General features: G+C 50.8%; 22 protein-coding genes. 9 read left to right on the plus strand and 13 right to left on the minus strand.

Annotated features, from left to right (window positions below; all coding sequences use genetic code 11):
• Positions 1-6 precede the first annotated feature (6 nt).
• A complete protein-coding gene (gene gltB / locus BG55_RS08990; RefSeq protein ID WP_034936708.1) occupies positions 7-4,464 on the minus strand; it encodes a glutamate synthase large subunit in 4,458 nt (1,485 codons plus the stop codon).
• Between the two features lie 1,097 nt (positions 4,465-5,561).
• On the opposite strand from gltB, the gene arcB reads away from it, so the two are divergent.
• On the plus strand, positions 5,562-7,898 hold the full coding sequence (gene arcB, locus BG55_RS08995) for an aerobic respiration two-component sensor histidine kinase ArcB (RefSeq protein WP_034936710.1): 2,337 nt from the start codon (positions 5,562-5,564) through the stop codon (positions 7,896-7,898).
• Positions 7,899-8,769: 871 nt separating this feature from the next.
• On the plus strand, positions 8,770-9,489 hold the full coding sequence (gene mtgA / locus BG55_RS09000) for a monofunctional biosynthetic peptidoglycan transglycosylase (protein ID WP_034936711.1): 720 nt from the start codon (positions 8,770-8,772) through the stop codon (positions 9,487-9,489).
• Between the two features lie 45 nt (positions 9,490-9,534).
• Here mtgA and npr read toward each other — a convergent pair whose 3' ends face one another.
• The 11 genes from npr to BG55_RS09055 form a co-directional block, all read right to left on the minus strand.
• On the minus strand, positions 9,535-9,807 hold the full coding sequence (gene npr, locus BG55_RS09005) for a PTS phosphocarrier protein NPr (RefSeq protein ID WP_034936713.1): 273 nt from the start codon (positions 9,805-9,807) through the stop codon (positions 9,535-9,537).
• Positions 9,804-10,658 carry an RNase adapter RapZ gene (gene rapZ / locus BG55_RS09010; RefSeq protein ID WP_034936714.1) on the minus strand — a complete coding sequence of 285 codons (855 nt, stop codon included), beginning with the start codon at positions 10,656-10,658 and terminating at the stop codon, positions 9,804-9,806. Before rapZ ends, npr begins: the two co-directional genes overlap by 4 nt.
• Positions 10,659-10,741: 83 nt before the next feature.
• The gene (gene ptsN / locus BG55_RS09015) at positions 10,742-11,224 is read right to left on the minus strand and encodes a PTS IIA-like nitrogen regulatory protein PtsN (protein WP_200871613.1); all 483 of its coding nucleotides are present in this window, start codon (positions 11,222-11,224) and stop codon (positions 10,742-10,744) included.
• A gap of 205 nt (positions 11,225-11,429) precedes the next feature.
• The gene (hpf, locus tag BG55_RS09020; RefSeq protein ID WP_034936715.1) at positions 11,430-11,717 is read right to left on the minus strand and encodes a ribosome hibernation promoting factor; all 288 of its coding nucleotides are present in this window, start codon (positions 11,715-11,717) and stop codon (positions 11,430-11,432) included.
• Positions 11,718-11,739: 22 nt separating this feature from the next.
• Positions 11,740-13,173 (minus strand): RNA polymerase factor sigma-54, encoded by a 1,434-nt coding sequence (gene rpoN / locus BG55_RS09025; RefSeq protein WP_034936717.1) that lies wholly within the window; start codon positions 13,171-13,173, stop codon positions 11,740-11,742.
• 47 nt (positions 13,174-13,220) lie between these two features.
• Complete coding sequence (gene lptB / locus BG55_RS09030; protein WP_034936719.1) at positions 13,221-13,946, minus strand: LPS export ABC transporter ATP-binding protein; 726 nt, start codon at positions 13,944-13,946, stop codon at positions 13,221-13,223.
• Between the two features lie 6 nt (positions 13,947-13,952).
• Positions 13,953-14,501 (minus strand): lipopolysaccharide ABC transporter substrate-binding protein LptA, encoded by a 549-nt coding sequence (lptA, locus tag BG55_RS09035; protein WP_034936722.1) that lies wholly within the window; start codon positions 14,499-14,501, stop codon positions 13,953-13,955.
• Entirely contained in the window at positions 14,473-15,048 is a 576-nt protein-coding gene (gene lptC / locus BG55_RS09040; RefSeq protein WP_034936724.1) for an LPS export ABC transporter periplasmic protein LptC, read from the minus strand. The genes lptA and lptC overlap by 29 nt, the downstream gene beginning before the upstream one ends.
• Positions 15,045-15,611, minus strand: coding sequence for a 3-deoxy-manno-octulosonate-8-phosphatase KdsC (gene kdsC / locus BG55_RS09045; protein WP_034936727.1), 567 nt, complete (start codon positions 15,609-15,611; stop codon positions 15,045-15,047). Before kdsC ends, lptC begins: the two co-directional genes overlap by 4 nt.
• Before the next feature lie 15 nt (positions 15,612-15,626).
• A complete protein-coding gene (gene kdsD, locus BG55_RS09050) occupies positions 15,627-16,613 on the minus strand; it encodes an arabinose-5-phosphate isomerase KdsD (protein WP_034936730.1) in 987 nt (328 codons plus the stop codon).
• Positions 16,614-16,628: 15 nt separating this feature from the next.
• Positions 16,629-17,609: a calcium/sodium antiporter gene (locus BG55_RS09055; protein WP_034936731.1), complete on the minus strand. Its 981-nt coding sequence runs from the start codon at positions 17,607-17,609 to the stop codon at positions 16,629-16,631.
• Between the two features lie 225 nt (positions 17,610-17,834).
• Here BG55_RS09055 and mlaF point away from each other — a divergent pair, with 225 nt between their 5' ends.
• The 7 genes from mlaF to murA all read left to right on the plus strand — a co-directional run bounded on the left by mlaF (position 17,835) and on the right by murA (position 22,650).
• Positions 17,835-18,647, plus strand: a complete 813-nt coding sequence (gene mlaF, locus BG55_RS09060) for a phospholipid ABC transporter ATP-binding protein MlaF (protein ID WP_034936733.1) — start codon at positions 17,835-17,837, stop codon at positions 18,645-18,647.
• A gap of 7 nt (positions 18,648-18,654) precedes the next feature.
• Entirely contained in the window at positions 18,655-19,437 is a 783-nt protein-coding gene (gene mlaE, locus BG55_RS09065; protein WP_034936735.1) for a lipid asymmetry maintenance ABC transporter permease subunit MlaE, read from the plus strand.
• Positions 19,438-19,441: 4 nt separating this feature from the next.
• A complete protein-coding gene (gene mlaD, locus BG55_RS09070) occupies positions 19,442-20,002 on the plus strand; it encodes an outer membrane lipid asymmetry maintenance protein MlaD (RefSeq protein WP_034937363.1) in 561 nt (186 codons plus the stop codon).
• Complete coding sequence (gene mlaC, locus BG55_RS09075; protein ID WP_034937365.1) at positions 20,002-20,637, plus strand: phospholipid-binding protein MlaC; 636 nt, start codon at positions 20,002-20,004, stop codon at positions 20,635-20,637. Before mlaD ends, mlaC begins: the two co-directional genes overlap by 1 nt.
• The gene (gene mlaB / locus BG55_RS09080) at positions 20,637-20,933 is read left to right on the plus strand and encodes a lipid asymmetry maintenance protein MlaB (protein ID WP_034936736.1); all 297 of its coding nucleotides are present in this window, start codon (positions 20,637-20,639) and stop codon (positions 20,931-20,933) included. The genes mlaC and mlaB overlap by 1 nt, the downstream gene beginning before the upstream one ends.
• Before the next feature lie 125 nt (positions 20,934-21,058).
• On the plus strand, positions 21,059-21,313 hold the full coding sequence (ibaG, locus tag BG55_RS09085) for a BolA family iron metabolism protein IbaG (RefSeq protein WP_034936738.1): 255 nt from the start codon (positions 21,059-21,061) through the stop codon (positions 21,311-21,313).
• Positions 21,314-21,387: 74 nt separating this feature from the next.
• Complete coding sequence (gene murA, locus BG55_RS09090; RefSeq protein ID WP_034936740.1) at positions 21,388-22,650, plus strand: UDP-N-acetylglucosamine 1-carboxyvinyltransferase; 1,263 nt, start codon at positions 21,388-21,390, stop codon at positions 22,648-22,650.
• A gap of 47 nt (positions 22,651-22,697) precedes the next feature.
• Here the strand turns inward: murA and BG55_RS09095 are convergent, their stop codons facing one another.
• Positions 22,698-22,958 (minus strand): helix-turn-helix domain-containing protein, encoded by a 261-nt coding sequence (locus BG55_RS09095; RefSeq protein ID WP_034937367.1) that lies wholly within the window; start codon positions 22,956-22,958, stop codon positions 22,698-22,700.
• Positions 22,959-22,962 lie beyond the last annotated feature (4 nt).

Here is a 22,962-nt window from a genome sequence, read left to right on the forward strand (position 1 = left end):
GACCTCTTACTGCGCCTGCACCCGCAGCTCCGCTGCGGAACGACTACGGTGACCCAATAATGCCTTCACATCACTGGACTTCGGTTTAACCAGTGCGAATTTAGACGACCAGGCAGGCCAGTTCGCCAGAATCTCTTCGCCACGGGATGAGCCGGTGTGGTGGACGTGTTCGGTGATCAGACCACGCAGATGCTCTTCGTGAATCGCCAGATCGTCAACACTCAGCACCTCAACCAGTTCCGGATTAACACGTTTGAGGAATTCACCGTCTTCATCAAGAACGTAAGCGAAACCACCGGTCATTCCGGCGCCAAAGTTAACGCCGGTTTTGCCCAGCACGCAGACAATACCGCCGGTCATATATTCACAACCGTTATCACCGATACCTTCTACCACGGTAATCGCTCCGGAATTACGAACCGCGAAGCGTTCACCCGCACGGCCCGCAGCAAACAGCTTACCGCCGGTTGCTCCGTACAGGCAGGTGTTGCCAATAATTGTGGCTTCATGGCTACGGAAGGCCGATCCCACTGGAGGACGTACCGCCAGCATACCGCCTGCCATACCTTTGCCCACGTAGTCATTCGCATCACCAGTCAGCGTAAGCTCGACGCCACCCGCATTCCACACGCCAAAGCTTTGACCCGCTGTGCCACTGAAGTGAGCTTTAATCGGATCGGATGCCAGCCCCTGATCGCCGTGAAGGAGGGCAATAGCACCTGAAAGCGTCGCACCTACTGAGCGGTCGGTGTTGCGAATATCAAAGTAAAACGTCTTGCTTTGTTTCGCTTCCACAAACGGCATCGCCTGGTCCAGCAGTGCTTTGTTCAACACCGCCTGGTCAAATGGTGGGTTATTCTCGGTACAGTGCACGGTTTTACCCGCCATCGGCTCTGCGGTTTTTAACAGCGCAGAGAGATCCAGACTCTGCTGCCGGGCGGTAAAGCCGTCCAGCTCGGTCAGCAGGTCGGTACGGCCAATCAGGTCAACCAGGCGCTTCACGCCCAGTTCAGCCATGATCTCGCGGGTTTCACGGGCGATGAACTCAAAGTAGTTGGTCACGCGATAAGGCAGACCGTGGTAGTGGTTCTTACGCAGTTTTTCATCCTGAGTTGCGACCCCGGTTGCACAGTTGTTCAGATGACAAATACGCAGATATTTGCAACCGAGCGCAACCATCGGACCCGTACCAAAACCGAAACTTTCAGCACCAAGAATGGCGGCTTTAATAATGTCGCGTCCGGTTTTCAGGCCGCCGTCTACCTGCAGACGAATCTTGTGACGCAGGCCATTAGCGACCAGTGCCTGCTGTGTTTCAACCAGACCGAGTTCCCACGGACAACCTGCATATTTGACCGAACTGAGTGGGCTGGCACCGGTGCCGCCGTCATAGCCAGCGATAGTAATCAGATCCGCATAGGCTTTTGCCACGCCCGTGGCAATGGTACCAACGCCTGGCTCGGAAACTAATTTGACCGAAATCATCGCCTTCGGATTGACCTGTTTAAGGTCAAAAATCAGCTGGGCCAGATCCTCAATCGAGTAGATATCATGATGTGGTGGCGGTGAAATTAGCGTTACGCCGGGGACGGAATAGCGCAATTTAGCGATGTAAGGTGTCACTTTATCGCCTGGCAGCTGGCCACCTTCACCCGGTTTTGCCCCCTGAGCCACTTTAATCTGGATCACGTCAGCATTGACCAGATAGGCTGGCGTCACGCCAAAACGACCAGAGGCAACCTGCTTGATGCGGGATACTTTATTTGTGCCGTAGCGGGCGGGATCTTCTCCGCCTTCTCCTGAGTTAGAGAAGCCTCCCAGGCCGTTCATCGCTTCGGCCAGAGATTCATGTGCTTCCGGACTGAGCGCACCAATCGACATGGCCGCAGTATCGAAACGCTTATACAGCTCGCTGGCTGGCTCAACATCATTAATGCTGATGGCATCGCCGGATGGCGTTACCGCCAGCAGATCGCGCAGGGCGGCGACCGGACGTTCGTTGACCAGCCGGGCGTACTGCTGATAGTCGCTGTACTCTCCGCTGTTCACCGCTTTTTGTAGTGTCCCCACCACATCCGGGTTGTAAGCATGATATTCACCGCCATGCACGTACTTCAGCAGACCGCCCTGATCCAGCGGTTTGCGCTGTAGCCACGCACGACGCGACAGATTGATCAGGTCCTGCTGGAAGTCAGCATAGTTAGCCCCGCCGATGCGGCTTACCACACCCTGGAAGCACAGGTCAGAGACGTCACGATGCAGGCCCACCGCTTCAAACAGTTTCGAGCAGCGATATGACGCGATGGTGGAAATCCCCATCTTCGACATGATTTTGTAGAGGCCTTTATTAATGCCGTTGCGATAATTCAACATCAGACTGCGATAATCTTTATTGATCACCCCACCATCCGCCATTTTCGCCAGTGATTCGTAGGCCAGATAAGGGTAGATGGCGGTCGCGCCAAAGCCGAGCAGTACGGCAAAATGATGAGGATCGCGGGCGCTTGCGGTTTCAACGATAATGTTGGCATCACAACGCAGGCTCTTATCGACCAGCCGGGTCTGAATGGCACCGACCATCATGGGTGCCGGAACTGGCAGGCGCTGAGGGCTGATGGCACGATCCGATAGCACCAGCAACACGGTGCCATTACGTACCAGCTGTTCAGCCTGGTCGCAAAGCAACAGAATGGTCTCTTTCAACGAGGATTCGGTTGGATCAAAAGTACAGTCGAGCGTATCAGCACGATAAAATTCTTCTTCCTGCGTCGTCAGCTGCCTGAAATCTGAATAGAGCAGGATTGGCGATTTGAAGCTCAGTCGATGCGCCTGGCCTTCTGCCTCGCAGAACACGTTCATTTCACGGCCGATGCTGGTCGCCAGCGACATAACATGTGCTTCACGCAGCGGATCGATCGGTGGGTTAGTTACCTGAGCGAACTGCTGGCGGAAATAGTCATAGATTACGCGTGGACGGCTGGAAAGTACGGCGAAAGGCGTGTCGTCGCCCATTGAGCCTACGGCTTCCTGGCCATTCTCGCCAAGCACACGGATGATCGAGTCAAGTTCTTCGCTACTGTAGCCGAACTGCTTCTGGAAGGTTGCCAGCAGATCGTCATCCATTTCCCGGCTACCCATCTGATCGTCTGACAGATTTTCAAACGGTACCAGTCGACGGACGTTTTTCTCCATCCACTCTTTGTAAGGGTGGCGACTTTTCAGATCGTTATCGGTTTCAGCTGAGTGCAGAATCCGGCCCGCACGAGTATCGATCACCATCAGTTCGCCAGGACCGACACGGCCTTTTTCCATTACCTCATCGGGTTGATAGTCCCAGATGCCTACTTCGGAAGCACAGGTAATCAATTTGTCTTTAGTAATGACATAACGTGCTGGACGCACGCCATTGCGATCAAGGTTACAGGCAGCATAGCGGCCGTCTGACATTACGATGCCCGCCGGGCCATCCCACGGCTCCATGTGCATGGAGTTAAAGTCAAAGAAGTCACGCAGCTCCGGATCCATATCCGGATTGTTTTGCCATGCCGGTGGCACCAGCAGGCGCATGGCACGGATAAGATCCATTCCGCCGCTCAGGAACAGCTCCAGCATGTTATCCATTGAGCTGGAGTCAGATCCGGTTTCATTAACGAACGGTGCCGCATCCTGCAAATCAGGGATCAGCGGGGTGCGGAATTTGTAGGCTCGTGCTTTCGCCCACTGGCGGTTGCCGGCAATAGTGTTGATTTCACCGTTGTGTGCCATATAACGGAAGGGTTGTGCCAGCGGCCAGCGCGGTACGGTATTGGTAGAAAAACGCTGATGGAACAGACAAATGGCTGATTCCAGACGAAGATCGGCCAGATCCAGGTAAAAGCGCGGCAGATCCGCCGGCATACACAGACCTTTATAAATGTTCACCTGATTCGAAAAGCTGCAAACATAAAACTCTTTATCTTCAATGCGTTTTTCAATACGGCGACGTGCTATATACAGGCGGCGTTCCATATCACGGGGACGCCAGCCTGCCGGAGCATTGATAAAAAGTTGTTCAATGCGTGGCATTGAGGAGAGGGCGATTTCACCCAGCACATCCTGATTGATGGGAACTTCACGCCAGCCAACCACGGACAGGGTTTCACGCAATACTTCTTCTTCAACAATGCGGCGGCTTTCACGGGCCAGTGCGTCATCCCGATTGAGGAACAACATTCCCACCGCATAATTTTTCGCCAGCCGCCAGCCGCGCTCTTGTGCAACTACGCGGAAAAAACGGTCGGGTTTTTGTAATAAAAGCCCGCAGCCGTCACCGGTCTTGCCGTCAGCAAGGATTGCGCCACGGTGCTGCATTCGGGCCAGTGCGTGGATGGCGGTACGCACCACTTTGTGGCTGGGTTCGCCTTCTATGTGGGCGATCAGGCCGAAACCACAGTTATCCTTTTCAAGGGATTTATCGTACAACATATCAGTGAACCTCCCCAGGCTCTGGGAGATCCCCTGCTCCGACGAAGGACAGGCGCAGTAAGGGCATAGCGACAGGTTTTGAGCTTACTGCTCACCTATTATGTCGCCCTCACGTCTGGCCGTTAGCATCGGTGTCACAAGCGTTGAGAACTTGCTACAGAGGGAATCTCAATAACTGCATAAATATGACGGGTGGAACACCCATCCAGAAAGCTTCCAGCGGATTTCCAACTTATCGGGAAAGCGTACTCAGGTCAAATAGCATTCCTGAGGAGGCTTTTCTGTGCTTGTTATCGTTTATCTATATGATTAATAGGGTTTTAGTGGCACTTTTTCTTACTGTTACCCTGCCGGGGTGGGCTGGGAAACTGTGAGCTGTCTCACTGTAGTGCAGGCGACAAATCTCTGCACCATGCTGGTGCCGGGGATATTGATAGCATAATACTCTGTAAAGGGTATCTTAAGCGCTGAAATAAACTGTTTTTTAGCAGTTGTCTCATTTGAATCGCAGTGGCTTGCATTATTAGTAAAATTAATCACCCTGAATATGGTTTTAATTTCATTTTTTATGAATTTTTATTCATTTCAATTGCATTGAGCGACAATTGCCATAATGTTTATCGTTATGAAAAACCTGAAGCAGGAAAGAATTCGTGCCAATACAATCACAGCGCTGGTTATGCAGTGACTGAATATTATCCTCTGCTGGTTTTGCTTAATCTGTACAGCAGAAAGTCTGCTGAGAGCCAGTTGCATGGTATCAACCGTCATCGCTTAATGAATTAAGGCGTGGTGCGGCTTCAATGATTAACAGGGCAAAAAGAGCAGCCTGTAGTTTTCTGCTGATAATCCTGGTTGCAGACACTATTTAACAGCACTTTCGGCTGTTGGTACGGAAAAGGACTACTCCCTTATTTTTCGGGCTGCCTTCGCTCACTATCCCCGGACTGATATTTCCAGCAGGCGGTTGTCTGCTTAATCACTAATTGTCTGTTGTCTCTGCACTATTCCAGTGCGTAACAACGCTGTAACTGCCCGCGTTGGTCTTCAGCGCTTTTACGGTATGATTAAATTTACCGGTCTGGAAGGAATTTTTTATGAAACAAATTCGTTTGTTAGCCCAGTATTACGTTGATCTGATGGTGAAACTGGGCCTGGTACGTTTTTCTCTGTTGCTGGCTTCGGCGCTGGTGGTGCTGGCAATGATCGTGCAAATGGCGGTGACCATGGTGCTGCGCGGCCATGTGGAGAGCATCGACATGGTTCGTTCGGTGTTTTTTGGTCTGCTGATTACGCCGTGGGCGGTCTATTTTCTTTCCGTGGTGGTGGAGCAACTGGAAGAGTCCCGACAGCGCCTTTCGCGGCTGGTGGATAAGCTTGAGGAGATGCGCCATCGTGACCTGGAACTCAATCAGCAGATGAAAGGCAATATTACACAACTTAATCAGGAAATTGCCGACCGCATCAGGGCTGAAAAGGCTCGCCTGCAAGTGCTTGATAAGTTGACCGAAGAAATGGAGAGGCGTGAGCAGGCGCAGATTGAACTGGAACAGCAGTCCTCTTTTTTACGTTCATTCCTTGATGCTTCGCCGGATCTGGTGTTTTACCGCAATATTGACCAACAATTTTCCGGCTGCAATCGCGCGATGGAGCTGTTAACAGGGAAGAGTGAGAAACAACTGATTGGCCTGACACCGCGTGATGTTTATGACCAGGAAGGCGCGAATAAAGTCCTGGAAACGGATGAAAAAGTTTTTCGTCACAATGTGTCGCTGACCTATGAGCAGTGGCTGCAATATCCGGATGGCAGAAAGGCCTGCTTCGAAATCCGTAAAGTGCCTTACTACGATCGGGTAGGCAAACGAAGCGGCCTGATGGGATTTGGACGCGATATTACGGAGCGTAAGCGCTACCAGGACGCGCTGGAGAATGCCAGCAGGGAAAAGACCACCTTTATCTCAACGATCAGCCACGAGCTTCGTACGCCCCTTAACGGCATTGTGGGTTTGAGTCGTATTCTGCTGGACACCGATCTGAATGCTGAACAATTAAAATATCTTAAAACGATTCACGTCTCGGCCATCACGCTGGGGAATATTTTTAATGATGTTATTGAAATGGACAAAATTGAACGACGTAAGGTGCAACTGGATAATCAGCCTGTCGATTTTACTGGTTTCCTTGCTGATTTGGAAAACCTGTCCGGCCTGCTGGTGCAGCCAAAAGGTCTGACGTTTATGTTGCAACCTGAACTGCCTTTACCCAATACCGTCGTCACCGACGGCACGCGGTTGCGACAAATTTTGTGGAACCTGATTGGTAACGCGGTGAAGTTTACTCAGCAGGGCAGTGTGGTGGTGCGCGTCTGCTACCAACCGGATGGATGCCTGCGGTTCGACGTTGAAGATTCCGGAATGGGCATTCCGCAGTACGAACAGGATAAGATTTTTGCCATGTATTATCAGGTTAAAGACCAGCGCGGTGGCAAACCTGCGACCGGCACCGGCATTGGCCTGGCCGTTTCGAAGCGGCTGGCACAAGGGATGGGTGGGGACATCACGGTACGCAGCGCACCCGGTGCCGGTTCCTGTTTTACATTAACCGTTATGGCACCACGGTTGGCACAGCAGGATGAAGAGCAGCAACCCATCGATGAGTTACCGCTCCCCGCGTTGCATGTTCTTCTGGTCGAAGACATCGAACTGAATGTCGTGGTAGCGCGCTCGGTACTTGAAAAGCTGGGTAACAGCGTTGAAGTGGCGATGACCGGCGAGGAGGCTCTCACCCTGTTTGATCCCGCTGAATTTGACCTGGTGCTGCTGGATATTCAATTGCCTAATATGAGCGGGCTGGAGGTCGCGCGAGAAATTCATCAACGTTATGCCGGTCAGCAACTGCCGCCGCTCATAGCACTGACGGCCAATGTGCTTAAAGACAAGAAAGAGTATCTCGAAGCGGGCATGGACGACGTATTAAGCAAGCCCCTTGCTGTACCTGCACTGACGGCAATAATTCAAAAATACTGGGACTATCAGCAAGGTGATGAACAGACTCAGGAGTACCAACTGGATGAAAAGAAAAGCCAGCTGCTCGATATCACCATGCTGGAGGACTATATCGAGCTGGTAGGGCCTGAACTGATTCACCAGAGCCTGACAATATTTGAGCAGATGATGCCGGGTTATCTCGCCGTTCTGGATTCCAATATGATGGCGCGAGATCAGAAAGGCATTACCGAAGAAGGACACAAAATCAAAGGCGCGGCGGGTTCGGTAGGATTGGTGCATTTGCAACAACTGGCGAAACAGATTCAGAGTCCGGAACTACCGGCCTGGTGGGATAATGTCCAGGAATGGATTGAGGAGCTAAAGCAGGACTGGCGGCATGATGTGGAAGTGTTACGGGAATGGGTTACAGCTTCACAAAAAAAATGACCCCGACCGAAGCCGGGGTGCGCGAATACTGCGCCAACACCAGGGAAAAGGGTAACCTGCGCTATTCTGATAAGAGTGTAAAAAAGCACAGGCAAGGTATTGGTTAAAACGCTCAGGAACTACCTTAGCAAATCTCACATCACATGTTACCAGATTCATTAAAATGTGTGATGTTGAGCAGCGTTTCCAGACAGAAAACATTAATTTGATGACACAGTCAAGCACGGAATGAATTTATACGCTGTATTGGTCAATAAATGTTCTGTTTGGGCGTTTTACAGCCCTGTCAGGGTAACAGGTTTTCATTACGCGCTGAAATGATCGCTAGCAGTAATGCTGAATAAAATTCACTGTCAAAAGGCAATATTTAACTGTCTGTAAAACATCTTTTTTTATGAGATTAAGGTCTCTGATGAAAAATGATTCGCAATGAAGTGAAAAAAGCCGGATGACAAGATTTTAAGAATCGTTTTTACCAGAACCATGGTCAGCAATTAATGTTCAAATTAGCTGCTGAGATCCGCTGTAAAAAGCCTGATAACTGCTTACCCTGGGTGATATATGGGCGATAAGATTAATTTTGCAAAAGCCAGAAGGTGTAATGCATTAGATTTGTGAATCTATAGGTTTTTACATTTTCCGGCTGCTGGTAATACCTCTTTCCGGTCAGCCTGGCTTGTTTAGCGGATGGAACCGATTCCTGATGAACGGAAGTGGTTGAAGCTGTTGAGGCATTTATTTTTTCCTGGAACCACAAAGGTTTAAAAAGTGGTTTTGAGAGCATTTACCGGATACGTTAACCTGCGATTTGGGAAGACTGGGGACGATAAATGGCTTCTGAAATGATTAAGAATGTTATGGATACAAATCTATGAAGCAGCGTAAGAGCGGAATCTTACAGCAAGTTAAGAACGTCGTGTTTAAAGCCTTACTCAGCATTATCGGATTGTGGATAGCTGGAATTCTACTTTTTTCTTTTCTTCCGGTACCTTTTTCAGCCGTGATGGCAGAGCGGCAGCTTACAGCCTGGTTCAGAGGCGATTTTGGCTATGTGGCTCACTCCAACTGGGTTGGGATGGACGACATTGCGCCGTGGATGCCACTTGCGGTGATAGCGGCAGAAGACCAGAAATTCCCCGAACATTGGGGATTTGATGTTCAGGCGATTCAGACCGTGCTGGATAATGAGGGTGGCCGGATGAGAGGTGCATCGACGTTGTCACAGCAGACTGCGAAAAACATGTTTTTGTGGGATGGGCGGAGCTGGATACGTAAAGGTCTGGAAGCGGGTCTGACCGTAGGGATTGAAACGGTATGGACCAAGAGAAGGATTCTGACGGTGTATCTGAACGTGGCCGAGTTTGGTAAAGGTGTTTTTGGGGTGGAAGAGGCCTCGCAGCGCTATTTTCATAAACCGGCAAGCCGTCTGACCATGTCAGAGGCGGCTCTGCTTGCCGCAGTATTGCCTAATCCGATCCGTTTCAGGGCTGATGCGCCTTCAGCCTATGTCCGGCAGCGACAGCAGTGGATTTTACGACAAATGCGTCAGCTGGGTGGCGAAGGCTTCCTGCAACAACATAAATTGCGTTAACGCCACACAGGCCAGGACGAGAGCGAACTCTCCTGGCCTGATGCGTTAATCCTCGTCGAAACCGGCATTGAAAAGCTCAATGACCGCAGTCAGCGCTGTTTCTTCCTCAGGACCTGTAGCTTCAATTTCAATATGCCCCCCTTTTGCTGAGTCCAGCATCAGCAGGGCGATAACGCTACTGGCTTCGGCCTCAGTACCGCTTTCATTTCTTAATAATACTTCCGCATCAAAGCTCTGAACCAGTTCAAAGAGCTTCATCGCCGGGCGTGCATGCATTCCCAGCTTGTTCTTAATCTCAACGGTTTGTCTGACTGTCATGATTTGCGTTTTTCCAGGGTACGATGGCGGGACTGGACGTTTTTGCCGCGCGAACGAAAGTATTCTGCCAGCTGTTCGGCAATGTAAACCGAACGGTGCTTACCTCCGGTACAGCCTATGGCAACGGTGAGGTAGCTACGATTGTTAGTTTCCAGCATCGGCAACCACAGCTCAAGATAGCTACGGGTCTGATAAATAAAATTATGTACTTCAGTATGGCGATCAAGAAATGCGGCTACAGGCCGATCCAGTCCGGTCATTGGCCGTAGCTTCGGATCCCAGTGTGGATTAGGCAGAAAACGAACGTCGAAGACGTAATCAGCATCAATCGGAATACCATGTTTAAAACCGAATGACTCGAAGACCATGGTCAGCTCACGTTCACGTTTCCCCAGCAGACGTGTGCGTAGCATTTCAGCCAGTTCGTGGACCGACATTTCAGAAGTATCAACAATCAGGTCTGCTCTTGAACGTAAAGGTTCCAGCAGATCGTTTTCTTCATCAATGGCACTTTCCAGTGAAAGGTTTTTACTCGACAGAGGGTGCAATCGCCGTGTGTCACTGTAGCGACGTATCAGTGTATTACGATCGGCGTCCAGAAACAGCAGCTGAGGAGAGAAGCTCTCCGGCAGACTGGTAAGTGCTTTTTCGAATACTTCTGGTGATTCTGGCATGTTGCGCACATCGATGCTGACTGCGGCTGAAATATTGCGCTCTGCCAGAGAATTTGCCAGCTCCGGCAGCAGCACTACGGGCAGATTGTCCACGCAATAAAAGCCCATATCTTCCAGTGCACGCAACGCAACGGATTTGCCAGAACCCGATCGACCACTGACGATCATCAGCACCATGACTTATTCTCCTGATTGGCCGGTTTACGGGGGTTAGCAGCGATCCGGGTCATGTTCTTAATGCCTTAGCCTGTCCGGCAAGACTAGTGATCATCTTCGGGGCTCTCTGCCATGATCCCGAAAAGTTCTTCATCACTCTGTGCGGCACGCAGCCGGCGGCAAACCGTTTTATCTGCCAGCCGTTTAGCCACCAGGGAAAGAGTGTGTAAATGCGTTTTACACTGATCGGCAGGCACCAACAGTGCAAACAGCAAATCGACTGGTTGATTATCAATGGCATCAAAAGCGACGGGCTGATCGAGGCGAATAAAGACGCCGACGGCGCGCAGCGTGTCTTCCACCAGCTTACCGTGTGGAATAGCGATACCATTGCCGATACCGGTACTGCCCATCCGCTCCCGAGTGAGGATTGCTTCGAAAATGGTCTGGTGCGGAAGATTCAGCTGTTTGGCTGCTAACTCGCTGATAATCTCCAGCGCCCGCTTTTTACTCTGGCAATGTACGCCATTGCGGGTACAGGACACGCTCAGTACCGAGCTCAGTTCCAGTGTTAAGTCATTGTTCATCATAGTTTCACTTACGTGTTTATCTTCGCCTGCAAGATAGCGGACTTTAGGTGTTCCCCGGGGAACCATGCCTGCCATCGGTCGACTGCTCATGCCTTATTGATCAACGGCTCGTACTCCGGGAGAAGAGTACGAGCCGACACATCTTACGTCACGTTCTTATTAAATAAGGGTGGCGAAAAAATATTCAATTTCTGAGTGAAATTTAATGCTGTTTCAACTTGTCTTTATGTTTATTCAGTTGTCGGGTCAGCTTGTCAATCAAACCGTCGATTGCTGCATACATATCTTTCTCTTCGGAGGTGGCATGCAACTCGCCGCCGTTAACATGCAGGGTTGCGTCAGCGATTTGGGTCACTTTCTCAACCTTAAGCACTATATACACCTGGTTTATCCGGTCAAAATACTGCTCCAGTTTGGCAAATTTAGCCGTGACAAACTCCCTTAAAGGTTCAGTGATTTCTACATTTTGTCCGGTGATGTTGAGTTGCATACGCTTTTCCTTATCTGTGCGTTCAGACCAGTTGTTTACGTTGGTTTGATGGCGGAATGGATAAAGACTCTCGATACTTTGCGACGGTTCGCCGTGCCACCATAATTCCCTGCTCGGAAAGCAGAGTCGTCAGCTTACTGTCACTAAGCGGTTTGGCGGGATTCTCCGCCGAGATTAATTTTTTCACCAGAGCACGAATTGCGGTTGAAGAGGCTTCCCCCCCCCCCTCCGTATTGACGTGGCTGGAGAAAAAATATTTCAGTTCAAAAATACCACGTGGGCTGTGCAAATACTTTTGCGTGGTAACACGTGAAATGGTGGATTCATGCATATCCACCGCACTGGCGATGTCTGCCAGTACCATCGGGCGCATGAATTCTTCCCCCTGCTCAAAGAAGGCCTGTTGCTGATCGACAATGCAACGGGTCACTTTCAACAGCGTATCATTGCGGCTTTCCAGGCTTTTAATCAGCCACTTCGCCTCCTGCAAGTTGCTGCGAATAAACTGGCTGTCGTTATCATTGCGACCTGAACCGCCTAGCGATGCATAGTGCTGATTGATCTTCAGTCGGGGGACGCTGTCCGTGTTCAGATCGACCGTCCAGCGCGTACCGACCTTACGCACCAGCACATCAGGAATAACATACTCAGGTTCGCTGGTATTGATCGACTGGCCTGGGCGGGGGTCGAGCGACTGGATGAGTTGCATGGCGTTTTTCAGCACGTCTTCTTTCAGCCGCGTGACACGCATCAGGCTGCGGAAATCATGATTGGCCAGTAAATCGAGATGGGCGCTGACAATCAGCCGTGCTTCTTTGAGAAAGGGCAGGTCTTCTGCAAACTGGGAAAGCTGGACCAGCAGGCAGTCACGCAGATCGCGGGCACAGACACCAACCGGGTCAAAACGCTGCATACGTTTAAGAACGGCTTCAACCTCATCCAGCGTCAACTCTTCATTGCCAGTGCTTTCCAGAATCTCTTCCAGAGACACCGTCAGATAACCGGTGTCGTCTACCGCATCAACGATGGACGTCGCGATGGCGCGATCGGTATCAGTAAAAGGCGTCAAATCCACCTGCCACGTCAGATAATCCTGCAACGTTTGGGTGGTTTCTCCCTGATAAACGGGGAGTTCATCATCGTGATAATCGGTTCCGGTTCCGGAAGGGGTTCCCGCAGTGTAAATTTCGTCCCAGGTGGCGTCCAGAGGTAACTCTTCCGGCATATCCTTTTGTTCCAAAGCCTCACGCGTATCCAGCGATTCCTTTTCCTCGTACTCTCGCGAGTCGACTTCCTCATGAATGTCGGTTTGCTCTAGCAACGGATTGCTTTCCAGCGCCAGCTGAATTTCCTGCTGTAGTTCAAGCGTAGAGAGTTGCAGCAGACGAATGGCCTGTTGCAGTTGTGGCGTCATGGCAAGCTGTTGGCTAAGCCTGAGTTGCAAACCTTGCTTCATATTCAGAATAGAAATTCCTCAAAAATCTTACCGGGTTTAACACCTTATCAGAGTCTGAACTCTTCGCCCAGGTAGACTCGTTTAACTTGTTCATCTTCCAGAATTTGTTCTGGCGAACCATGGGCAATCAGGTGTCCCTGACTGACAATATAAGCGCGCTCACAGACTGCCAGCGTTTCGCGCACGTTATGGTCGGTAATGAGTACGCCTAATCCACTGTCACGCAGATGCTCAATAATTTTTTTGATATCAATAACCGAAATCGGGTCAACACCCGCAAAAGGTTCATCCAGCAGGATAAATTTCGGATTGGCTGCCAGCGCCCGGGCGATCTCTACCCGTCGACGCTCACCTCCAGAAAGCGCCTGTCCCATGCTGTTGCGCAGGTGACTGATATGGAACTCATCCATTAACTCATTAGCGCGATCTTCACGTTGTTCTGGCGTCAGGTCGTCACGAATTTGCAGTACCGCCATCAGGTTGTCAAACACGCTCAGGCGACGGAAGATGGAGGCTTCCTGAGGCAAGTAACCAATACCCCGTCGGGCGCGGGCATGCAGTGGCAGTATGCTGATATCTTCTTCATCAATGATGATGCGACCGGCATCGCGGGGTACTATCCCCACCACCATATAGAAAGTCGTGGTCTTGCCTGCGCCGTTGGGTCCAAGAAGACCCACAATTTCGCCGGAATGAACTTGCAGGCTGACATCTTCGACCACACGGCGGCCTTTGTAAGCTTTCGCCAGATTTTCTGCAATTAACGTTGCCATAGCTGATTAGTTACTCTTTTTCTGTCCAGTGGACGGGTTACCTTTATCCTGCAACTGTGAAGGAACCAGAACGGTAGTGACACGCTTGCCGGTGTTGCCATAGGCCTGCATTTTCTGCTCTTTAACCAGATAGGTAATCCGATCGCCTTTAACATTGCTGTCGAGCTGTTCAAGATAGGCATTGCCGGTCAGCTCAACAAAGTCTGTTGCCAGTTCATAATGCATTTTCAGGGCATGGCCTTTAACGGGTTTACCGTTATCCTGCATTTGATAAAAAGTGGCGGGATTACCGTAAGCGTCAACAATCGTTTTTTTACTGTCTCCGCCCGGACGGGTAACCACCACTTTGTCAGCGGTAATTTTAATCGAACCCTGGGTGACGATAACGTTGCCGGTGAAGGTAGCTACATTACCCTGCATATCCAGCGCCTGGTTTTCGGAATCCACATTGACCGGTTTATCTGAGTCGCCGGTCAGTGCGAGAGCTGGCAGGCTGGCAGCCAACAGCAGGCCGAGTGTCAAAAACTTAAGATTGTTTTGCATTTTGAATTTCATAGGAGGTTTTGACCTTTTCAATCAACTCGGCAGTTTTGTTGCGTAAATTCCCGCGCATTTTCATGCCGGTAGAGTTAAAGCTGGTGCCATATAGCGTCACCTGATCTTCTGAAGTGACATCCTGAGTGACAAGGTTGACGACTGCATTATCGGTTTTGATTCTTTGCAGTTGGGCATCCTGAGTCAGGCTGTTGACCTCAACATGGCCGTAAAGATACAGCATGCGATCATTGGTCAACTTCGCTTTGTCAGAGCGCACTGACCAGGTGGGAATTTTATTCTCATCGTAGGTGGTCATGATTGGGTTATCGAACCAACTTACCCCATCAAGGGAAAAATAGGTCACTTTGTCTGACACGAGCTTATAGTTCAGGGCTCCCTGCGGGTTATAAACCACGGTATTCGATGACTGGCTGGTGTAGGTTGGTTCCTGGCCGTTTCCCGCTGCGGGTGCGGCGCTGTTGTCGTTATCAGCCAGATTCCAGCCAATAAGCACGATAGCCACCAGGGCCAGCAACAGCGTAATCCAACGCCTTGTTTTACTCATACAGACTGCCCTTTGGCCTCATCAAACTTACCCTGCGCGATCAGTATCAGATCGCAAATTTCGCGCACTGCGCCGCGACCGCCTGCAATGCGCGTGACATAGTCAGCACGCGGAACAAGTACCGGGTGGGCATCTGCCACCGCCACACTCAGCCCTACCTGTTCCATTACCGGCCAGTCGATCAAATCATCACCAATATAAGCCACTTGCTCGGGCTGAAGTGACAGTTTATCCAGAAGTTCGCGGAAGGCCAGAATCTTATCAGACTGGCCCTGGTAAAGATGCGTAATTCCCAGCGTCGCACAGCGGTCAACCAGCAACTTTGCGTTACGACCAGTGATAATAGCGACTTCCACGCCAGAGGTCAGCAGACAACGTATGCCATACCCATCCCGGACATTAAACGCTTTTAGTTCCTCGCCATTATTACCCTGATAGATCACGCCGTCAGACATTACCCCGTCAACGTCGCAAATCAGCAGGCTGATCCGGCTGGCGCGGCTCATTACCTCTTTACTGACTTTGCCGTAGCAAGTTTCAATCCAGTTTGCAGCTGTGCTCATTGATCTTATTCCTTGTTAAACCACACCTGCACGCAACATGTCATGCATATGCACCACACCGAGCAGAACGTCGCCGTTTGCGACCATCAACGCGGTAATGTTACGGCTTTGCATCAGATTCAGAGCATCCACCGCCAGGGTATTCGGCCGGACGCGAATACCCCCTGTAGTCATGACGCTGGCAATGCTGGCCTGCTGAATATCAATACCCATATCAAAGACGCGACGTAAATCACCATCGGTAAAGATACCCTCGATCTTCATCAAATCGTCACAGATCACCGTCATCCCCATATTTTTTCGGGTAATTTCCAGCAGGGCGTCGCGCAGTGACGCATCCCGACTGACGTGAGGGATCTCATCGCCGCTGTGCATAATATCATTCACGGTTAGCAGGAGTTTACGGCCCAGCGCCCCGCCAGGATGAGACAGAGCAAAGTCTTCAGCGGTAAAGCCACGCGCTTTCAACAGTGCGACAGCCAGAGCATCCCCCATGACCAGCATGGCCGTTGTGCTGGTGGTCGGTGCCAGTCCAAGCGGACAGGCTTCCTGTGGGACTTTAACACACAGATGAATATCAGCGGCCCGGCCCATTGCGCTCTCTGGCCGACTGGTCATGCAAATGAGTGACACCTGCAAACGCTTCAGCACGGGGATCAGCGCCAGAATCTCAGAAGATTCACCAGAGTTAGAGATGGCAATTACAATATCACCGGCGCTCACCATGCCCAGATCGCCGTGGCTCGCTTCTGCCGGATGAACAAAAAAAGCGGGAGTGCCAGTACTGGCAAAGGTAGCCGCCATTTTTTTACCGATATGACCGGATTTACCCATCCCCATCACCACGACTTTACCCATGCAGCTGTAGATACGCTTACAGGTTTCCGTAAAGTCAGCATTGATGTATTGATCGAGTTGTTCCAGACCTTCACGTTCTGTATTCAGAACCTCTTTTCCCGCCTGCTGAAAATCAAAACCGGGCTCAGGGATAACTGGTGACATAATTTTTTAATCCTTTTACCAGAAGGTGGCCGTGGGCTGCCAGTAGAGTACAGTGACCCAGGCTATAAAGCCGCTCAACAGTATGGCACCGGCTACCCGTCCAATACGGCGGCTGCGTTGCAGGCAAATAAGGGTGAACAGCGCACTGACGCCCAGCATCACCCAATAGTCACGGGCAAAAGCATGCATATCGACACTTCCCGGGTGAACCACTGCGGGGATGCCCAGAACAATCGCGATATTGTAGATATTGGAGCCGATCAAATTTCCCACAGCAATATCGTCTTCGCCTTTCAGGGCACCTGCGATTACCGTTGCCAGTTCAGGCAGGCTGGTGCCAACCGAAATAATTGTCAGCCCAATAACCAGTTCGCTGATACCAAAGAAATCTGCAATGACCGTTGCGTTGTCGATCACCATCCGCGTCGACATTGGCAGAATAATCAACGCCACCGCCAGCCAGAGAAACGCTACCGTATTGCCCACATCGTCCCGTGGCAGTTCGGCCAGCTGCTCACGCGTGAGAGCATCATTGTTATCGCGCTCGGCTTTACGGGCGATTTTGATAATAAAAAGCAGGTAAATGACGGCGATAGTGATCAGCGCCAGTCCGTTATTGCGACTCAGGTTGTTATCGAACAGCATCACGCCGCACAGCAGAGTGACCAGCAGCATCAGCGGCAGCTCGCGGCGGATTAAATTTGAATGCACTGTCAATGGATGAAGCAGGGCAGCGCCTCCGAGAATTAACAGAATATTCGTAATATTCGAACCTATCACTGTACCAACAGCAATATCCATCTGCCCGTGCGTGGCCGCAGAGAAAGAGACAATCAGTTCAGGCAGTGAGGTGCCAATGCCCACTACGGTCATGCCGATAATCAGCGGTGGAATGCCTGAAGCACGGCAAAGAATGGCAGCGCTGAACACCAGACGATCTGCACCATATACCAGCAGGACCAAACCGATAATGAATAGTGCTGTAGCTACGAGCATGTAATGTCCTTTGATCGGATATAATCGTCGGCTGGTCTGGCGCGACATCTGAGGCAAGAGCGCAAAAGAATGCGCTGATTTTGACGATCTGAAAGCAAAAAGTAAAACTTATGCCAACTTTAGCCACGTCTTCAGGGTAAGTTTCTGTAAAAGTGTCCTGGATGCACGCATATGCGATACCATCGGAGAAAATTTTATGCCTGAAAAAGAGGATAAGAGGTAACTATGGGGCAGACGGAGGTGAATTTGGTGGATGTTCGCGGGGTCAGTTTTTCCCGTGGCGATCGGCCGGTATTTGATAACATCTCGCTGACGGTACCCAGAGGGAAGGTAACGGCCATTATGGGGCCTTCAGGCATTGGTAAAACCACGTTATTACGTCTGATTGGCGGTCAACTGCGGCCAGACCACGGTGAAATCTGGTTTAACGGCGAGAATATTCCCAGCCTTTCTCGTTCCGGATTGTACGAAGCGCGTAAGAAAATGAGCATGCTTTTTCAGTCCGGTGCCTTATTTACTGATCTCAACGTCTTTGATAACGTCGCCTGGCCTCTGCGTGAGCATACGCAGTTGTCACCTGAGCTACTGCACAGCACGGTAATGATGAAACTTGAGGCCGTCGGACTTCGTGGCGCAGCGCAGTTAAAACCGTCAGAACTGTCAGGTGGCATGGCACGACGGGCCGCGTTGGCGCGAGCCATTGCGCTGGAACCCGAGCTAATCATGTTCGATGAACCCTTTGTGGGTCAGGATCCGATTACGATGGGGGTGCTGGTTAAGCTGATTGACGAGCTGAATCATGCTCTTGGCATGACCTGCATCGTGGTTTCCCACGACGTACCGGAAGTGCTAAGTATTGCTGACTATGCCTATATCATTGCCGGACAGAAGGTTATCGCTCAGGGTACGGCGAAAGCGTTGCGTGAGAATCAGGATGCAAGGGTACGTCAGTTTATTGATGGCATTGCTGACGGCCCGGTGCCGTTTCGTTTCCCCGCGGGAGACTATCTGCAAGATTTAACCGGCTCAGGGAGTTAATTGACTGATGTTTTTATCAGGACTGGCATTGGTGGGACGCAAGGCAATCAATACCTGTGCATCCTTTGGTCGTGCAGGATTAATGCTTTTTCACTCGCTGGTGGGCGTACCGCATTTTCGTAAGCATGCGCCGCTATTAATTAAACAACTGTACAGCATTGGCGTGCTGTCGCTGTTAATCATTGTTGTTTCCGGCCTGTTTATTGGGATGGTGTTGGGGTTACAAGGTTACCTCGTGTTAAACACTTATGGTGCGGAAAGCAGTCTTGGCATGTTGGTGGCGTTATCTCTGCTGCGTGAGTTGGGACCGGTGGTGACCGCATTGCTCTTCGCAGGCAGGGCGGGATCGGCGCTGACCGCTGAGATTGGCCTGATGAAAGCGACGGAACAACTTTCCAGCATGGAAATGATGGCTGTCGATCCTCTGCGCAGGATTATTTCACCGCGCTTCTGGGCTGGTTTTATCAGTATGCCATTGCTGACGTTAATCTTTGTTGCCGTCGGTATCCTTGGCGGGGCGGTTGTTGGCGTGAGTTGGAAAGGGATTGATAGCGGTTTCTTCTGGTCTGCCATGCAAAATGCCGTCGATGTACGAACTGATATCATTAACTGTGTAATCAAGAGTGCTGTTTTCGCTGTTACCGTCAGCTGGATTGCTCTTTTCAATGGCTATGATGCGATCCCAACTTCAGAGGGGATCAGTCGGGCCACGACGCGCACAGTGGTACACGCTTCTCTGGCGGTACTCGGTTTAGATTTTGTGCTGACAGCACTGATGTTTGGGAATTGAAGCAATGCAAACGAAAAAAAGTGAAATTTGGGTGGGCGCATTTTTAATACTTGCACTCTGTGCTGCGCTTTTCCTCTGCCTGCGGGTGGCCGATCTCAAATTGTCAGGCAGTGAGCCGACCTGGCGTTTGTATGCCACCTTCGACAACATTGGCGGATTGAAAACCGGCTCGCCAGTGAAAATCGGTGGTGTGGTGATTGGTCGGGTCACCGATATAGAGCTGGACAGCAAAACGTATTCGCCTCGCGTCACGATGAATATTAATGACAAATACAATCAACTGCCGGATACCAGCTCACTGGCGATCAGAACGTCAGGGCTGTTGGGCGAGCAATTTCTGGCGTTGAATGTCGGTTTTGACGATCCGGAAATGGGAACGTCTATGCTTAAGGATGGCAGCACATTGCGGGATACCAAATCAGCGATGGTTCTTGAGGACCTGATTGGCCAGTTCCTGTACAAGAGTGGCAACGCCAGTGATAACAAAAACGCTTCGTCGGCGGCACCCGAAACAAATGCACAATCTGCGCCGACCGCAACGACTCACTCAGAAGAGGGCAAATGATGTTTAAACGTTTCCTGATGGCCGCGATGCTGGTTATTGCACCCATTGCGGTTAATGCAGCGGCTGATCAAACCAATCCTTATCAGCTGATGAATGAAGCGGCAGCTAAAACCTTTACCCGCCTTAAAAATGAGCAACCTAAGATCAAACAAAATCCTGATTATTTACGCCAGATTGTTCGTGAAGAGTTGTTGCCTTATGTTCAGACAAAGTATGCCGGCGCTCTGGTACTGGGGCGTTACTATCGTGAAGCCACGCCAGCGCAACGGGAAGCTTATTTCAATGCTTTTGGCGACTATCTGGCTCAGGCCTATGGCCAGGCGCTGGCGCTTTACAATGGCCAGACGTATCAAATTGCGCCTGAGCAGCCCTATGCTGACGCCAGCATCATCGCTATTCGTGTAACCATCATTGATCCAAATGGCCGTCCACCGGTTCGCCTTGATTTTCAGTGGCGGAAAAACACCCGTACGGGTGACTGGCAGGCTTACGACATGATTGCTGAGGGCGTGAGCATGATTACCACCAAACAGAACGAATGGAGCGATGTTTTGCGCCTGAAAGGGGTGGATGGATTGACAGAACTGCTGAAATCTTATGCTAATCAGCCAATCAAACTGGATAAGCAACGGTAATGCGCGCTCAACTTAACTGGCGCGTAGAGTCGCATCAACTGCTTCTTTCCGGAGAACTTGAGCGGCAGACATTAATGGCATTGTGGGATCAACGTGAATCGGTCATGACACAGGTTGATACTATTGATGTCTCAGCGTTAGAAAGGGTGGACACTGCCGGGCTGGCACTGCTTGTCCATTTGCGGCAGATAGCCTTGCATCAGGGAAAAACGCTGCTGTTCACCGGGATTACCGATAAGCTTCGTACGCTGATTTCACTGTATAATCTTCAGCAAATCATTATCTCCCGTAACTGACAAACGGTGAGTCGCTTATAAAATAAGCCCCTGCGTTGTCCGGGGCTTTTTTTGTTTGTTTAAGATAGCGGCACTTTCCACTAAGATGTGTGCCTTGTTAATCATTAAGTGAATTCTGAAGCGTTATGGAAACCAGTGAAATTCAATCTGTGCTGATGAGTGCATTACCTTTACAGGAAGTTCATGTTACCGGCGATGGTAGCCACTTTCAGGTGATAGCCGTAGGCGAACTGTTTGGTGAACTCAGCCGTGTTAAAAAGCAACAAACGGTCTATGCACCGTTAATGACTTACATCGCTGACAACCGTATTCATGCGGTATCAATCAAAACATACACCCCTGACGAATGGGCGCGCGATCGTAAGCTGAACGGCTTTTGAGCGGTGGGTTGTGTCCGGCGTCAGATGATGACGTGTGGACAGAAATTTAGGTTTGATCAAAGAGAACTGGTGCAATGGATAAATTTCGTGTGCAGGGTCCAACCCGTTTAAGCGGGGAAGTTACAATCTCTGGCGCAAAAAACGCTGCGCTGCCGATCCTGTTCGCTGCTCTGTTGGCGTCCGATCCTGTCGAGATTCAGAATGTCCCAAAACTGAAGGACATTGATACCACCATGAAACTGCTCAGCCAGCTGGGGGTGAAGGTGGACCGCAATGGGTCAGTGCATCTGGATGCCAGCGACGTCAATATTTACTGCGCGCCTTATGAGTTGGTCAAAACCATGCGTGCATCAATCTGGGCGCTTGGCCCACTGGTGGCGCGTTTTGGCCAGGGGCAGGTTTCCCTGCCCGGTGGCTGTGCTATAGGCGCTCGCCCGGTTGACCTGCATATCACTGGCCTTGAGCAACTCGGTGCTGAAATCAGACTGGAGGAGGGCTACGTCAAAGCCTCTGTTGATGGACGTCTGAAGGGCGCGCATATCGTGATGGATAAGGTCAGCGTGGGTGCGACTGTAACCATCATGAGTGCTGCAACCCTGGCAACGGGCACCACGATTATCGAGAACGCTGCACGCGAGCCGGAAATTGTTGATACTGCAAACTTTCTTAACACGCTGGGGGCGAAAATCAGCGGTGCTGGCAGTGACCGTATCACCATCGAAGGCGTTGAACGGCTGGGTGGCGGTGTTTACCGTGTCCTTCCCGATCGCATTGAAACCGGAACTTTCCTGATTGCTGCGGCAATTTCCGGCGGAAGGGTGGTTTGTCGCTCAACGCAACCCGACACGCTGGATGCCGTGCTGGCAAAACTGCGCGAGGCGGGAGCAGATATCGAACTGGGACCGGACTGGATTAGTCTGGACATGCACGGTAAGCGTCCAAAAGCGGTTAATTTCCGCACCGCACCACATCCTGGTTTCCCTACCGATATGCAGGCACAGTTCAGCCTGTTGAATCTGGTTGCGGAAGGGACCGGTGTCATTACTGAAACCATCTTTGAAAACCGTTTCATGCATATACCTGAGCTTATTCGCATGGGTGCACATGCTGAATTGGAGAGCAATACGGCGATTTGCCATGGCGTGGAAAAACTCTCTGGTGCGCAAGTTATGGCGACGGATTTACGCGCTTCAGCCAGTCTGGTGCTGGCAGGATGTATTGCTGAAGGCACAACTATCGTTGATCGTATTTATCATATTGATCGTGGCTATGAGCATATTGAAGACAAGCTTAAGGCACTGGGTGCCAATATTGAGCGTGTAAACGGCGAAGAGTAATCCCCAGGATAAATAAGGCCGGTAGTCTGAATACTACCGGCCTTTTTTCATGCTCTGATTAATCGTTTGCGATCTATCAGGCTGTGGTTTACTGGATCGTAGTAACGACTCGGCCAGATTTCGGCGGGATGAATCATTAACGCATCAGCAATAAGCCACTCTCCTTTTGGCCAGGGGCGGAACAAAGCATTGGCCAGCGTTGAAGAACTCAACCCTGCCTCACGAGATAAGGCAGCCAGCGTGGTGCCCTGTTTGCGCAAACCTGCAATGATGTCGGCATTATGCCAGTCTTTTTTCTTTTGAAGCATCAAT

The organism is Erwinia mallotivora, assembly GCF_000590885.1.
GTDB classification, from domain to species: Bacteria; Pseudomonadota; Gammaproteobacteria; order Enterobacterales; family Enterobacteriaceae; genus Erwinia; species Erwinia mallotivora.

Coding starts and splice junctions, on each gene's coding strand:
- gltB (WP_034936708.1), bottom strand. CDS start 4,464: ATGTTGTACGATAAATCCCTTGAAAAGGATAACTGTGGTTTCGGCCTG.
- arcB (WP_034936710.1), top strand. CDS start 5,562: ATGAAACAAATTCGTTTGTTAGCCCAGTATTACGTTGATCTGATGGTG.
- mtgA (WP_034936711.1), top strand. CDS start 8,770: ATGAAGCAGCGTAAGAGCGGAATCTTACAGCAAGTTAAGAACGTCGTG.
- npr (WP_034936713.1), bottom strand. CDS start 9,807: ATGACAGTCAGACAAACCGTTGAGATTAAGAACAAGCTGGGAATGCAT.
- rapZ (WP_034936714.1), bottom strand. CDS start 10,658: ATGGTGCTGATGATCGTCAGTGGTCGATCGGGTTCTGGCAAATCCGTT.
- ptsN (WP_200871613.1), bottom strand. CDS start 11,224: ATGAACAATGACTTAACACTGGAACTGAGCTCGGTACTGAGCGTGTCC.
- hpf (WP_034936715.1), bottom strand. CDS start 11,717: ATGCAACTCAACATCACCGGACAAAATGTAGAAATCACTGAACCTTTA.
- rpoN (WP_034936717.1), bottom strand. CDS start 13,173: ATGAAGCAAGGTTTGCAACTCAGGCTTAGCCAACAGCTTGCCATGACG.
- lptB (WP_034936719.1), bottom strand. CDS start 13,946: ATGGCAACGTTAATTGCAGAAAATCTGGCGAAAGCTTACAAAGGCCGC.
- lptA (WP_034936722.1), bottom strand. CDS start 14,501: ATGAAATTCAAAATGCAAAACAATCTTAAGTTTTTGACACTCGGCCTG.
- lptC (WP_034936724.1), bottom strand. CDS start 15,048: ATGAGTAAAACAAGGCGTTGGATTACGCTGTTGCTGGCCCTGGTGGCT.
- kdsC (WP_034936727.1), bottom strand. CDS start 15,611: ATGAGCACAGCTGCAAACTGGATTGAAACTTGCTACGGCAAAGTCAGT.
- kdsD (WP_034936730.1), bottom strand. CDS start 16,613: ATGTCACCAGTTATCCCTGAGCCCGGTTTTGATTTTCAGCAGGCGGGA.
- BG55_RS09055 (WP_034936731.1), bottom strand. CDS start 17,609: ATGCTCGTAGCTACAGCACTATTCATTATCGGTTTGGTCCTGCTGGTA.
- mlaF (WP_034936733.1), top strand. CDS start 17,835: ATGGGGCAGACGGAGGTGAATTTGGTGGATGTTCGCGGGGTCAGTTTT.
- mlaE (WP_034936735.1), top strand. CDS start 18,655: ATGTTTTTATCAGGACTGGCATTGGTGGGACGCAAGGCAATCAATACC.
- mlaD (WP_034937363.1), top strand. CDS start 19,442: ATGCAAACGAAAAAAAGTGAAATTTGGGTGGGCGCATTTTTAATACTT.
- mlaC (WP_034937365.1), top strand. CDS start 20,002: ATGTTTAAACGTTTCCTGATGGCCGCGATGCTGGTTATTGCACCCATT.
- mlaB (WP_034936736.1), top strand. CDS start 20,637: ATGCGCGCTCAACTTAACTGGCGCGTAGAGTCGCATCAACTGCTTCTT.
- ibaG (WP_034936738.1), top strand. CDS start 21,059: ATGGAAACCAGTGAAATTCAATCTGTGCTGATGAGTGCATTACCTTTA.
- murA (WP_034936740.1), top strand. CDS start 21,388: ATGGATAAATTTCGTGTGCAGGGTCCAACCCGTTTAAGCGGGGAAGTT.
- BG55_RS09095 (WP_034937367.1), bottom strand. CDS start 22,958: ATGCTTCAAAAGAAAAAAGACTGGCATAATGCCGACATCATTGCAGGT.